Source organism: Altererythrobacter aquiaggeris (genome assembly GCF_037154015.1).
Classification (GTDB): domain Bacteria; phylum Pseudomonadota; class Alphaproteobacteria; order Sphingomonadales; family Sphingomonadaceae; genus Aestuarierythrobacter; species Aestuarierythrobacter aquiaggeris.
In genome coordinates, this window is the sequence record NZ_JBANRL010000001.1 from 1669603 (window position 1) to 1683089 (window position 13487).

Below are 13487 nucleotides of genomic sequence, written 5' to 3' on the forward strand. Positions count from 1 at the left end.
CTCAGAGATCTTCCGTCAGGATGAACTGAGGACCGTCGGCATAGTCCTGGAACGGTGCGGCCTTGGCCTGGAATTCAGGGTCCGACACATCGCGGATGAAATCATCCATATTGGTGATGTCGAGCACTTCGAAATAGGCATAGGGCGGGCTTGCATCGGGATCGCCGAAGAGCGCGGTCGCCCTGTGTACGGTGAAGCTCTTCACCGATGGCAGAGCGCTTGCAGTGGGCACATCCTTGGTCTTCGCCCATTCCTCGTACTGCGCCACATCGGTGCCGGGCTTCAGGTTGAAAGGTACGATGATACGCATTGGCTCTCTCCTAGGCTTGAGGCGCGCGGTAGGCGCCGAGTTTGGCATCCAGATGGCGGGCAAGGCGGAACAAACCCGCCTCTGCATCGGGTGACCCGATGATCTGTACACCGATGGGAAGGTCGTCCTGCGTCCAACCCGCTGGAATGCTGATTGCCGGCAATCCTGCGATGTTGGCAAGGCAGGTGAAATCGGCTTGGGCCGCCGGTTCCATTTCGGTATGCGGGAATGGCGGATTTGGCGCGGTCGGAATGACAAGGAACCCGTTGTCCCTGACAATGTCGCGGATGAGCGCGCGGGTCTGAGAGAGGACCTCCTGATCCTCTGCCCAATCCCCCCCACTACGCTTCGGACCATAGGTCAGGAGTTTGGCAAGGCGATCCGACACTTCGATGCCCGCCAAATCGCGCGCCAGGACTTTCGACACTCCGATGAAGCCCGCAAACCTGACCCGTGACAGTTGATACGGCAATGCGCGGTGGACGGGATGATCGAGGGCATCCAGAGCCCGCGCGAAAGCAGCCTCGACATCCGGGTGTAATTCCACGCCATGCTCGACAAGCGTAGCTCCGCTTCCCGCCGGATCGGCCTCGCCGAAGCGTGACATGATGCGCGCTACGCCTTCAAGATCATCGAGATTGCGCGCCAGCGGACCGATAGCGTCGAGCAACGGGTCTGCCGGGATCAGACCGACTTGGCTGACATGGTCGGTTGCCGGCTTGAAGCCGTAAATCCCGCAATGCGCCGCAGGGATGCGTATGGAACCCATGGTATCGGTACCAAGCGCCACATCGCACAGGCCTGCGGAGACCGCTGCGGCGCTACCGCCGGAGGACCCGCCCGGCGAATAGCCCGCCCGATGCGGATTCTGCGTGGGCCCGAAATGCGGATTGTCCGTTTTCGAACCGAGCGCTGCCTCTTCCATATTGAGGATGCCCACGATGACAGCCCCGGCGTCGCGTAAGAAGTGGACTGCCTCGGCATCCCGTTCGGCAACTCGGTCTTCCCAAGCTCCGATCCCGGCGTGAAACGGCATCCCTTCGACAGCGATATTCGCTTTGACGCCGATTGTCATACCCGCGAGCAGGCCATCGCCGCCGCGGGCGCGTTCGTCACAATAAAGAAAGGCGTTGAGCTCGTCTTTCACACGCCCCTCTCGTCGATCAGGCGCAAGGGCTTCTGGCGCTTGTCGATTTCGGTCGCAGCGGCAGTGCCGCCCGGTTCGCACAGTTCGACGTCGACTTCGACACCCAGCCCCTGCTTCAGCGTCTCGGCAAGTTCCGCCCTGTCCGTGCCGCCCCTGCTTTCCAGCGTTACCCGCAATTTGTCCTTCTGCGAGGTGTCGCGGGTCAGGTGACAGATATACTCGCCCGTCAGATCGCTGCGGTTCTCGATGATTGCACCAATCGCATGGGGGAACACGTTGATCCCGCGCAGCTTGACCATGTTGTCGCTGCGGCCTTTGAAGCCCGCAATGCGCTTGAAGGCGATCTCGCCGCGCCCATCCAGTTCATGGGTGATATCGTGCGTATTGAAACGGATGCAGGGTGCGATATCGTCCTTGTAAAGGCAGGTGACGACCATGTCTCCGGTCTCGCCGCGCGCTACGGGATTGCCATCATCGATATCGAGCAGCTCGAGGTATTGGGCGTCTTCCCAGACATACATGCCATCGCGTTCGGGCCCTTCGCCGGCAATGCTGCCGGTATCGCCGACACCGTACCAATCGTATGCCTTTGCCCCATGCCAGGCCTGCTCGGTTGCGCTGCGATCCTCTGTGCCGAGATGGCCAATTATCATGCGGATATCGATCTGGTCGAACACGCCCATCTCTTCGGCCGTAGCGGCCAACTTGCGGACGTAGTCGACAAATCCGACAATCGCGGTGACTCCGAAATCTGCCATCAACCGAACCTGGTTGACGCTGCGGGTCTCGATGCCGGTACCTGCGCTGAGGAAGACGGAATTTGTGAACTTGGTCACCGCCTCCCGGATGTAGTGACCGCCGTTGATCATGCCGTGGCCGTAGACCGAATGAACCACGTCTTCGGGTTGCAAACCCATCCAGCGATACATTCGCCCGACGAGGAGGTTGCCGACCTCGCGCCCCTTCGGGCCGAACATCAGCACCTGCGGCTTGCCTGTCGTGCCACTGGTAGTGTGAAAGACCGTCGGCGGGCGCGTAGCCGGATCGCCCATGCCGTGGAAATCGCCATAGGGAGGATGGTCGGCGATCGAGGCCATAAGATCCGATTTGTCGTAGACCGGCAGCTTGCCGATATCGCAAAGACCGGCGATGTCGCCAGGCTCGATTCCCTGTGCACCCCACAACCGCTGGTAGAATGGAACGCCCCAGCCGCGCTCCATCAGGCGCTTGAACTGCGCATCCTGCAAGGCGAAGAGCTCGTCTCGGCTCATCGACCGATAGCGTGAAACGAATGCATCGCCGACGGGATAGTCGCGCAGTATCCGCTCATGATCGAGCGCTTCGAAGTAGGTCGAATAGCTCATCATGCCTCCGTGAAATAGGCGAGCGGATCATCGAACAGGCGGCGATCCGCATCGGCGGGTGCCAGCTCGCGGGCGAGCAACCATTTCGCCTTCGCCTGCTCGGCTGAAAGCGGATTGTCGGGACTGCCGAGTGTATGGGCGATTGCATGTTCTTCGCGCGCGCCGTCCTGGTTCGCGATGATCAGTCGCTGCGGGAAAAGCGCATTGGGATCTTCGTTTCCATCGGCCGTCAGGGTTACCTTCGCGGCGAGGCTGGCGAGGTTTTCCTCTGCAATGTCTTCCTGTGAGAACCTGCGTGGATCGATCCGGCCATCGGTAATCATCAGCGCAGCCAGATAAGGCATGCACAGCCTCGCCCAGGCGGAACTCATCGTGGGAGAATAGGGCCGGTCGACCAGCCGCCGGATCAGCGGCGGAGCGGCGAGCTCGATCGACGCAATATTCGCAGGGTCGAGATCGAGGCCGGAAAGCATGCCGAGCGCCGCATGGCTGGCGCGACCGCTCGGGAAAGGCTTGGTGCTGACTTCGGAAATCCGCCAGACCTTGCCCAGATCTTCTGTGTACCGGCCCAGGCATCCTTCCTCGAAGATCGAGAAGAAGCCGAAGGATCCCTCCAGCGGGTCTTTCGGACCGCTGAAATCTTCTCGCGCAAGGTCGCTTGCAACCACGGCGGCGCGGGCAGCATTGGCGATCTGGAAGGGAAGCGTCTCGCTCCCCTCGACATGCGCCTGCATTGTACCGGCAGCTGAGGAGTAGGCCAAGCCCAATGCATCTGCGATTGGCGCTCCGTCGATCCGCGCAACCGCGACAGCAGCGCCCATGACGCCTGTTACTGCGGGGCGGAAGAAGCGCATTGCGCTGTCGACGCTGAGGCCGAGACCGGAAGCGATATCCACGCCCACTGCCAGCGCGACCAACGCTTGATCCCGATCGACGCCGCCCTTGCGGTCGATGGCTGCGCCCAACGCGGCGGTCACCACGCTCATCGCGTGCACCACGGCCGGTTCATGCACAGCGTCCCACTCGAGGCAGTGGATACGGTACCCATTCACGAATGCTGCCGATGGAGCCGGCAACATCTCCCTGGTGCCGAGAAGCCGCGCCTCCTCGCGTTCGCCGAACAACCGAGCAGTATGCAGAATCGCCCCCTCGCCCGGCGCGCCCACTGCAGCCGCACCAATGGCGAGCGTGTCACCGAGTAGGCGTATGACGTTACCGCGAACTGCGGCTGGCAGCTCATGCGACGCCGACGCAAAGGCCAGAACATCGTCGGTTGCGCTCATCCGAGCCACTCCTCGATGAGCGAGTCGAGCGCGGCGGCATCCGTGCCGTCGAGCGCAATGGAAATCGCATCGTCGGCCTGTGCGGCCTTCAGCACGCCCCAGGCTGCCAACGAGCGCATTTTCTCTGCGATCACTCCCCTGCCAACGGGCCGCTCAGGATCACCCAGCGTGTCGACAATTTCAAGCCCGTTAACACGCGCACCGAAATGCGCGGGATAGCGCGCTGTAATTGAGGCATCTTCCACGACTTCAACTTGCGCGCGAAGATCGGCAAGGGCGGCAATGGCCTCTGCCGTGAAGTCCTCTGGATTTGCATGGCGACCGTCCGCCACGACGGCGACCGCATGCTGGAGCGAGAACTTGGCCTCCACCTCTGTGCGTGGATCAGGCCGGTCGCAAAAGGCCAGCGCATCGGAGTAGGTGGACACAAGGAACGGCGGTGACAGCCTGCCTTGATCGCGCAATTGCATCGCGGCGTCGATGGCCGGATGGGCATGGCGGCACGCCGCCCAGGGCTTGAAGCTGACCTCCTCGATCAGCCAGCCATTATCGTCGCCGCCAAGCTTTCCAGGTGCCTCGGTCATCGCCGCAAACAAGCCCTGCTCACCTTCGAGAAGCCTCTGTGGGCCTGTCGCGCCATAGTTCACGTGCAAGGCAGCATCGCGCCCGGTGCTCACCGCATGGTAGATATGCCATTGCTTGGTCAGCACATCGTCATGCCGCATGTGCCAGAGGCCGCCGGCCACCGATCCCGCATTGCCGAAGGCGTTGGCATATTCGACCGGCGCAAAGCCGATCAGCGATCCGAACGCGGCAACGGACCCGAAAACGCCCGCTGTCGCAGTTGGGTGCCAATGCGCGTAGTGATGGGCATCGAGCGCCGCGCCGACTGCGATCATCGCCTCGTAACCCCGCACTGCCGCATCGAGTCGGCTATCGAAATCGGCCGGCGGCATGCTCAGAGCAGTCGGCCAAACAACGGGCCCCGGGTGAAGTAGAGCGGTGCGATGAACATCATCCATCTCGAGGACATTTCCCAGATAGGTCGCTCGCTCCCATCCGCGTGTCGAAATCTCCCTGCCCAAGGCACCTGCCTCGCTCGTCCGCGCACCGGCCACGCAGGCCAGCCAATCGAGCAGATGCAGCCGCGCACGTTCCCGCTCGCTTTCTCCCACCGGGCGCGCGAGGCGTTTCGAGAGTTGCGCAAGAAGCGGTTCGCTCATAGGGCCGCTCCAGAACAAACGCTGCAAGATGGGAACGAGTCTTGGCGAAAGCCGCCGCCAAACCTGCCAAGACCATTCCGCGCTACCTGCAGGTCGCGAGCGAACTGCGTGAGGCGATTATCGCAGGCCGGTTTTCCCATGGACGAACTTTCCCGACTGAATCGGACCTGTGCGAGACTTACGATGTCAGCCGCTTTACCGTGCGCGAGGCGCTCAAGCGACTGCAGGCAGAGGGCCTGATTGCGCGCAAACGCGGCTCCGGCACGGTGGTGCAGCCTGCGGCAGCGCGCGGCGGCGCCCTGCACCAGCCGCTGTCCAACGTGGGCGAGCTTCTCCAATATGCCCGAGGCAGCGCGATCATCTACCAGCGCATCGGGGTGGGCGAACTGCCGGCATTTGTTGCCGATGAAATCTCGGGGAACACGAGCGGCATCTGGACCGCATTCAAGGGCGTCCGCCAGCAGGGTTTCGGCGAAAAGCCCATCGCCGGGACCGAGGTCTACTTTCACGAGCGGCTGGGCGATGCGATCGACCAACTCGACCTCAATGCCAGTTCGCAGACGCTGTTCAGCCAGCTCGAGCAGCTGGCCGGCGTCACCGCCGCCACGGTCACGCAAGACATCCAGGCGATTGCCGCAAGCAAGGAGGTGGCCCGGACACTCGATATCGAAGAGGGTGTTCCCGTCCTTCTGATCCTGCGCTGCTACATCGACATGCAGGGCCGCGTTTTCGAGATTTCGGTCAGCCACCATCCGGGCGATCGTTTCGCCTACGCAATGCACATCGACGTCGACAGCTAAGGCGCTCATTTTCCGCCGAGCTCCGGCACTTTTCCCGGCGACCAGTCTTCGCCGCCAAAGCGGATTGGCGGCGCGATATGATGCGCGCCTTCTTCGCTCTCTACCAGCAGGCCGCGTTCGGCCACATGCGGTTCGTCGAGCGCTTCGCGAAAATCGAGTACCGGTGCGAAGGCGACGTCCTTGTCGGCGAACCATTCGACCCACTCGGCGCGGGTCCTCATCGCAAAGGTCTGCGCCAGGAAGTCGATCAGTTCCTGCTGCTCACCCGCCTCGCGCTCGGCGACTTGGATAAGGTCCTCCCGATCTAGCGCGGTGAGCAGGTTGCGGGCGAATTTCATCTCCCGGCCGCCGAGCGCGACATGCTTGTCGTCGGCCGTGCGATAGACCTGGTAGAACCCTGCCCCGCCGAGAGAACGCTGGCTGGCCGACACCGGGCTAGGTCCTCCGGCAATGGCCTGACCGGCGGTATGCGCGCACCACGGCAGAATACTGTCGAACATGGCGCAATCGATATAGGCTCCTTCTCCCGTCCGTTCCCGTCCGACGAGCGCCATCAGGACCGCCGAAAGCGCGGTCAGGCCTGCAGCCATGTCTGCACTGGGCGCGCCCGGCACGACCGGTTTGCCGTCCGGCCCGTCATTGACGGAGAGGAAACCTGCAAGTGCCTGCACGGCCATATCGTGCGCTGGATGATGCGCCAGAGCGCCGTCCTGCCCGAAGGCGGAAATCGAACAATAGACGATCTCGGGCTTGATCGCCCTGACGCTGTCGTAGCCGAAACCGAGACGTTTCATCACTCCGGGACGGAAGCCTTCGACGAATACATCTGCCTCGGCACAGAGCACGCGAAGCTGCTCCTTGCCCTCTTCGCTCTTGAGATCGAGCACTCGGCTTTCCTTGCCGCGATTGAGATTAGCAAACCAGACCGAATGTCCCGCTTCCCGCGGCTCCATTTGCCTTGCCGGATCGCCTGCTGCAGGCTCGATCTTGATCACCCTCGCCCCGTGGTCGGCCATCATGACGGTCATCATCGGGCCGGGCAGGAATTGCGTGAGATCGACTACGGTTATGCCGCTGAGTTTTGCCATGAAATCAGACGATACCCTTTGCGCGCAATTGCGCAATTTCGTCCTCTAGATAACCGATTTCGCCGAGCACGCTCTCGCTGTCAGCTCCTAGGAGGGGCGCGGCACGATTGGCGAGCCGTTGGCCGTCGAGACGGATCGGAGAGGCGAGAACGGCCATGTCCTTGCGATCCGGATGATCGATCCGGTCCCGCATGCCGATGGTTTCGAGCCATGGATTGTCGAGCGCCGCACCCAGCGAATAGACTGGGGCCACCGGCACGTAACCTGCCAGCAGGTCCTGCCAATGTGCCATCGGCTGCTCCGCGAAGATCGTATCGAGGACTCCGGTCAATTCTTCCCGGTTTGCGCGGCGGTCGGCGTTGGTCGCAAAACGCGCATCGCTCTTTAGATCGCTCCGCCCGAGGCGATCGGTAAGGATATCCCAGAACTTGGGCAGCTGGCACATGACGAACATCCAGCCGTCGCTTGCGCGAAACATCTGGCTGGGCGTGGCGGTGGGATGTGCGCTGCGCGGCTCGCGCCCCGTCTCGTCCCCCTCGTTCATGTACCAAAGCGCCGGATAGCTGGTCTGGTGTACTGCGGCAGAAAGCAGGTCGGTATCGACATCACGTCCCTTGCCGCTGCGCTGCGCATCGACAAGCGCGGCCAGAAGGCCGATTGCGAACAGCGTCCCGGTCATGAAATCCACCATGGATAGGCCCATGCGCTGCGGCTCGCCGCCCGGCTCACCGGTAACCGCGCAATAGCCCGCCTCAGCCTGCATCAGGTAATCGTAACCCGGCCACTTGGCCCGCTCGTTATCCCGTCCGTAGGCAGAAAGATGCGCGCAGACGATGGCTGGATTCACATCCTTCAGGGCTTCATAGGTCAGGCCCAGCCTTGCCGGCAGGTCGCCCCGCATGTTGTTTGCCACCGCATGGCTCTCGGCCACGAGCTTATGCAGGATCTCCTGGCCCTCCTCGCTATTCAGGTCGAGGGTGAGGGAGCGCTTGTTCAGGTTGAAGCTCTGGAAATAGAGGCTCTCGCCCTCACGGAGGAAGTGCGGGCCGACGGCGCGCGCGGTATCGCCTCCACCCTTCCCATCCTTGCGCGGCGGTTCGATCTTGATGACGTCCGCACCCAGCTGCGCGAGGTGCATGGTGCCATAGGGGCCGGCGCCATATTGCTCGGCGCTGATTACCCGGAAACCTGTGAGCGGGAGGTGCACTTTCCGCGCGCTCAAGCCGGATTATCTTTGAGATGCTGCTTGGCGATAATGATCCGCTGCATTTCGTTGGTCCCTTCCCCGATACACATCAGCATGCTGTCCCGGTAATAGCGCTCGATGTCGTATTCCTTGGAGTAGGAATAGCCGCCGTAGATACGCATCGCCTCCTGGCTGTTCTCGACGGCCGCTTCGGACGCGAAAAACTTGGCCATCCCCGCTTCCTTGTCGCAGCGCTCGCCGCGGTCGTAGGCTTCCGAGGCATCGAGCGTCAGCAAGCGCGCGGCACGGGCCCTTGTTACCATTTCGCCCAGCTTGAGCTGGATCGCCTGGTGCTGGGCAATCGGCTTGCCCATCGTTTCCCGCTGCTGGGAGTATTCGGTTGCCAAGCGAAGCGAACCTTCAGCCAGTCCGACGCCGCGCGCCGCCACGTTGATCCTTCCAAGTTCGAGCCCGCCGGTCGCTTGGAAGAAGCCCTGCCCCTCCACACCGCCAATCAGCTGGTCGGCCGGGATACGGTAGTCTTCCATTATCAGTTCGGCACTGTCGATCGCCTTGTATCCCAGCTTGTCGAACTTCTTGCCCGTCGTGAGACCGTCCCGCTTGTCGGCGATGAACAGGCTCATACCCTTATAACGCGGCTCGGCCGAAGGGTCGGTCTTGGCAAGCAGCGCAAAGCAAGAACCGTTCAGAGCGTTGGAGATCCAGGTCTTTGTGCCATTAAGGACATATTCGTCGCCATCGCGCTTCGCCACGGTCCGGATCGCCTGTAGGTCGGTCCCTGCATTAGGTTCGGTCAGCGCCAGCCCGCCACGGATCTCACCACTAGCGAATTTGGGCAGCCATTTGGCCTTTTGCTCCGCAGTGCCGAACCGCTCGACGGCAGCGGCCATGATCAGGTGCGAGTTAAATATCCCCGTAATGGCCATCCAGTAGCTGGAAATGTGCATGACGATCTTGGCATAGGTGGTCGCTGGCAGCCCCAGGCCCCCGTATTCCTGCCCGATAGTCGCGCCGAACAGCCCCATCTCCGCCATCTGCTCGACCAGCTTTTCCGGCCAGATATCGCCGTGATCGTGGTGCTGGATGACCGGGATGACCTCGCGTTCAAGCCAGCGGTCGATCGCATCCATGAAGGCGCGCTCCTCGTCCGGGTCGATGGTGCGGATCTGGTCTTCGAGATTGGCGGCAGTAGCCATGATGCAGTCCTTGCCTATGCGTTAGTTGTCGAGCGAGCCATGCCCGCGCCGCCACACCAGCACGGTGCGCTTGTAATGGCTGACTATGTCGCCATGCTGGTTCTTGGCGATTGTCTTGAATGTAACGATGCCCTGTTCCGGACGGCTCTTGCTCTCGCGTTTCTCGAGCACTTCGCTTTCGCAATAGAGCGTATCGCCGACGAAGAGCGGCTTGGTCATGCGAACCTCATCCCAGCCGAGATTTGCGATGGCCTTGCCGCTGGTGTCAGACACGCTCATCCCGGTCATTAGCGCGATGGTGAAGGGGCTGACGACCAGCGGCTTGCCGAACTCGGTATCTTTCGACAGCTCGTAATCGAAATGAGCAGGATGCGTGTTCATCGTCAGCAGGGTGAACCACACGTTGTCGGCATCAGTGATGGTCCGTCCGGGACGGTGCTCGTAAATGTGGCCGACTTCGAAATCCTCGAAATAGCGGCCCTGCACTTCCCGGAAGCGCCCGGGGGAAACTTCGATCACACCATCACGCATTTGGCTGTCCCTTGCTGCGCGCGAGCACCGCGCGATAAGTCTTTATCATTGGCGCTTCGAGCATGCGGCCCTTGTGCCGCACGGCCTTACCGCCATTCTCTTCGTACACCCGAAGAGCTTCTTCCGCTTCGGCAATCTGGGCGGCGGTCGGCGCAAAGACCTGCTCGATCACCGGAACCTGGAGCGGGTGGATGGCCGACTTCGCGGTGATACCGATCGCCCGGGCGCTTTCGCACTCACGTCTGAGACCGCCCTCGTCGTCGAGATGGATGTAGGGCACGTCGATCAGCGGTATACGCGCTTCGGCGCAGGCAAGTACGAGCTGGTGTCGCGCACCGAGGAGCGGCTCCCACGAAACCGGGACCTGAAGCTCGCCGGAAAAATCGGCGCCGCCGAACATCAGCGCACAGACATGACTGTGCGAGGCGATAGCAAGGGCGTGGCGAAGACCGCGCGGAGTTTCGATAAGCGGAATAATCTCTGGGCATCGCTCGCCCAAGGCGCCTGCCACGATATCGAGCTCGACAGGTGCCTCGACCATCGGCACCATCAGGATGGAGGGCAGTACATCGCTTTCGACCAGTGCAGCGAGATCGCGAATACCAGCCGCCGTTGCTACCCCATTGATGCGGATTGCAAAACCGTCGCCCGCCTCGCCGACCTGCTCAAGCGCGGCCGCGCGCGCTGTGTCCTTGTCGGCGGGGCCGACAGCATCTTCCAGATCGATGACGACCAGCCCTGCACCCGACGAGCGTGCCTTTGCGAACCGTTCCGGGCGCGACCCGGGCACGAAAAGCAGGCTGTTGGCAGCAAACATGAAAAGGCCTCTCCCGTCGGTTATGGCCGCAAGACTTAGCGCCCATCCGAATTCCAGCTTCACAATTTGTCCGGACAAATCTAAAGTCAAGCAAGAATCGTGTGAATGTCCGGACAAATTTCCGGCTACCGGGAGGGAGAATACCCCATGCGCATACTCGCAACAGCCACCATCGCCGCCGCTGCCAGCCTCTCATTTCCCCTGCAGGCCCAGATGCTGGATCCGGCCGTTCCGGAGGACGCTTTCGAGATCTCTAAGCGATTCCAGTGCGGAACGGAGGACGGTGCAGAGGCGGTCTGGCACTTCGAGGGCAATATCTATTCGCGTGTCCAGGGCGAACCCGACCGACTGCTTTTCAAGGGGGATGGTTTCAACGTCCGCCGCTGCGTTGAAGTCAACGATCCGGAACGCGGCAAGGGATATCGCCTAATCAGCCGCGAAGTCTGGTTCTACCTCGATCCAGCCACAGGCGAAGTCATGAACCGGTGGGACAACCCGTGGACCGACGAGACCGTGGATGTGATGCACATCCACAATGATCCGGTAAACGGACGTCCAAGCTTTCCGAATAATCCCGATGGCTCGTCCTACAGCATTCCCTCGCTCCGCCTGGAAGGCGGCTACGTCTTCATGCCGTTCGAGGTTCCCCTGTTCTACACCAACCCGCTGGCCGGCGACTATCAGGATTATGCCGGCAACAAGTATCACGCGATGGAGATCTTCAACTTCATGGGGACGGTCGACGACGTACTCGATGCGAGCAAGCCCACCGCCTATCCCGTTATCGCATGGACGCGGATCTCGGACTGGATGCCGTGGATGAAGATGCGCGGGCGGCAGGGTCAGATGGTCTTCAATGCCACGGGCCGCAAACTGCCAGGTGGTTTTGAGGAACTGCCCGATATGATCAAGGAAGAGGTTCGCGCGAACTTCCCGATCTACGAGCACGCCCCGCCTGCCGACGACACGCGCCGCAACGAGACGACCTGGACCAAGTTCAAGAAGCTGATCGATGCCGAGCGTGCGGCCCAGGGAGAAGGTGCCGCAGACCAGGGGCATTGATATGACCAGCAGGCGCGGATTTCTGGCGGGCGGTGCAGCGGCACTCATCGCCGGGGCCGCGCCGCGGGCGCTGCGGGCGCGTAACGATAGCGATGTCATCGTTATCGGTGCCGGGCTTGCCGGACTAGCCGCAGCAAGGTTGCTCGAACAGGCTGGTGCAAGCGTTACGATCATCGAGGCGGAAAGGCGCGTTGGCGGAAGGCTGCACACGCTGCGCCAGCTCCCGGGCGCACCGGAGGCGGGAGGCATTCAGGTAGGCGGCGGTTATCGCATTTTGCGTCGCATTGCTGCCGAGCTGGAGGTAGGCCTCGATGACGGACCGGGCGCAGGCGCCGGTATCGCCCAGCGCCCCGGCGACTTCTACTATATCAACGGCGTAGGCTCGACCAGCGAGGCCTGGCCCACGAGCGCGGCCAACAGGCTTCCCCCTCCCCTCGCCGCCATTGAACCGGCAAGGCTGGCATCTACATTCTATCGACACCTGCCGCAGTGGGATGACCCATCCTCATGGCTCGATGCGCCAGGCGAGAGTGACATCTCCGTGGCAACAGTTCTTCGCCAGCACGGCGCCGATCCCGAAACGCTGCGCCTGATCGAAGCCAATCTCAATGGCAATTCGCTTGCCGGGATGTCGCAGCTGCATCTCGCAAGAACCCTATCCATCTACCGTTCGCAGCCCGGCGCGGTCTCCACCATCGTGGGCGGCTCACAGGCGCTTCCGGAAGCGATGGCAACTGCGCTCTCCAGTGCGCCCCGCCTCGGTGTCCTCGTCGAGGCAATTGAGGAAAGCCGCGATGGCGTGACGATCAGGACCGATGCCGGCGTCCTGCGTGCCCCTCATGCCGTCTGTACCATCCCATTCGCAGCGCTGCGCTCCATTCCCATCGCAAGCGTGTTGCCGAACGGCATGGCAAGGATGATCGCCGGGTTGCCTTATACCCGCGCCAGCTTCGCCTATATTCAGGCTTCGTCACCGTTCTGGCGAGACGACGGATTGCCGGAGACGCTGTGGACCGACGACCCGCTCATCGGGCGCGCATTCGTCCTGGGCGACGACCCCGCCATGCTCAAGCTGTGGACCACCGGCGCCGGTGCCGACATGCTCGACCGGCTACCCGAAGCCGAGGCAAGAAGGGCCATTGTCGAACGTTTCGAAGCGATGCGCCCGGCAGCGGGTGGACAGCTCGAAGAAGTGAACCTCTTCAGCTGGCAGAAGTCACCATTCGCGCGCGGAATCTACCACCATATCGGCACCGGCATGGCGGCCTCGCTTGCCGCAGCGACCCGCCACGAGGGATGCCGCCTGCATTTTGCGGGCGAACACCTCGCGCAAAGATCGAGTGGAATGGAAGCTGCGCTCGAAAGCGGCGAGAGAACCGCAAGGCTCGTCGCCACGCGGCTCTGACACGCAAAGGGCGGGAGCCGCGGCCCCCGCCCCTTCCACTCAGCGTTGGTGGCA

General features: G+C 62.1%; 13 protein-coding genes. 3 read left to right on the top strand and 10 right to left on the bottom strand.

Features of this window, described 5'->3' with window-relative positions; all coding sequences use genetic code 11:
* Position 1: 1 nt before the first annotated feature.
* Genes WFP06_RS08195 through WFP06_RS08215 form a run of 5 tightly spaced genes read right to left on the bottom strand, consistent with a single transcriptional unit; the run spans position 2 to position 5327 of the window.
* Complete coding sequence (locus WFP06_RS08195) at positions 2-310, bottom strand: REDY-like protein HapK (protein WP_336986727.1); 309 nt, start codon at positions 308-310, stop codon at positions 2-4.
* Positions 311-320: 10 nt separating this feature from the next.
* On the bottom strand, positions 321-1457 hold the full coding sequence (locus WFP06_RS08200) for an amidase (protein ID WP_336986728.1): 1137 nt from the start codon (positions 1455-1457) through the stop codon (positions 321-323).
* Complete coding sequence (locus tag WFP06_RS08205; RefSeq protein WP_336986729.1) at positions 1454-2824, bottom strand: phenylacetate--CoA ligase family protein; 1371 nt, start codon at positions 2822-2824, stop codon at positions 1454-1456. Before WFP06_RS08205 ends, WFP06_RS08200 begins: the two co-directional genes overlap by 4 nt.
* Positions 2821-4104, bottom strand: coding sequence for an MmgE/PrpD family protein (locus WFP06_RS08210; RefSeq protein ID WP_336986730.1), 1284 nt, complete (start codon positions 4102-4104; stop codon positions 2821-2823). Before WFP06_RS08210 ends, WFP06_RS08205 begins: the two co-directional genes overlap by 4 nt.
* Entirely contained in the window at positions 4101-5327 is a 1227-nt protein-coding gene (locus tag WFP06_RS08215; protein WP_336986731.1) for an MmgE/PrpD family protein, read from the bottom strand. The genes WFP06_RS08210 and WFP06_RS08215 overlap by 4 nt, the downstream gene beginning before the upstream one ends.
* Before the next feature lie 41 nt (positions 5328-5368).
* Between WFP06_RS08215 and WFP06_RS08220 the strand changes: the two genes are divergently transcribed.
* The gene (locus WFP06_RS08220) at positions 5369-6127 is read left to right on the top strand and encodes a GntR family transcriptional regulator (protein WP_336986732.1); all 759 of its coding nucleotides are present in this window, start codon (positions 5369-5371) and stop codon (positions 6125-6127) included.
* Between the two features lie 5 nt (positions 6128-6132).
* Here WFP06_RS08220 and WFP06_RS08225 read toward each other — a convergent pair whose 3' ends face one another.
* Genes WFP06_RS08225 through WFP06_RS08245 form a run of 5 tightly spaced genes read right to left on the bottom strand, consistent with a single transcriptional unit; the run spans position 6133 to position 11029 of the window.
* Entirely contained in the window at positions 6133-7215 is a 1083-nt protein-coding gene (locus WFP06_RS08225; protein WP_336986733.1) for a CaiB/BaiF CoA transferase family protein, read from the bottom strand.
* A 4-nt stretch (positions 7216-7219) separates the two neighbouring features.
* A complete protein-coding gene (locus WFP06_RS08230) occupies positions 7220-8437 on the bottom strand; it encodes a CaiB/BaiF CoA transferase family protein (RefSeq protein ID WP_336986734.1) in 1218 nt (405 codons plus the stop codon).
* Entirely contained in the window at positions 8434-9618 is a 1185-nt protein-coding gene (locus WFP06_RS08235; protein ID WP_336986735.1) for an acyl-CoA dehydrogenase family protein, read from the bottom strand. Before WFP06_RS08235 ends, WFP06_RS08230 begins: the two co-directional genes overlap by 4 nt.
* Positions 9619-9639: 21 nt before the next feature.
* The gene (locus WFP06_RS08240) at positions 9640-10149 is read right to left on the bottom strand and encodes a MaoC family dehydratase (protein WP_336986736.1); all 510 of its coding nucleotides are present in this window, start codon (positions 10147-10149) and stop codon (positions 9640-9642) included.
* Positions 10142-11029 carry an HpcH/HpaI aldolase/citrate lyase family protein gene (locus WFP06_RS08245; protein WP_336986737.1) on the bottom strand — a complete coding sequence of 296 codons (888 nt, stop codon included), beginning with the start codon at positions 11027-11029 and terminating at the stop codon, positions 10142-10144. Before WFP06_RS08245 ends, WFP06_RS08240 begins: the two co-directional genes overlap by 8 nt.
* An 84-nt stretch (positions 11030-11113) precedes the next feature.
* On the opposite strand from WFP06_RS08245, the gene WFP06_RS08250 reads away from it, so the two are divergent.
* Positions 11114-12028 (top strand): DUF1838 family protein, encoded by a 915-nt coding sequence (locus WFP06_RS08250; protein ID WP_336986738.1) that lies wholly within the window; start codon positions 11114-11116, stop codon positions 12026-12028.
* A 1-nt stretch (position 12029) separates the two neighbouring features.
* Entirely contained in the window at positions 12030-13433 is a 1404-nt protein-coding gene (locus WFP06_RS08255; RefSeq protein WP_336986739.1) for a flavin monoamine oxidase family protein, read from the top strand.
* The last annotated feature ends 54 nt before the right edge of the window (positions 13434-13487 follow it).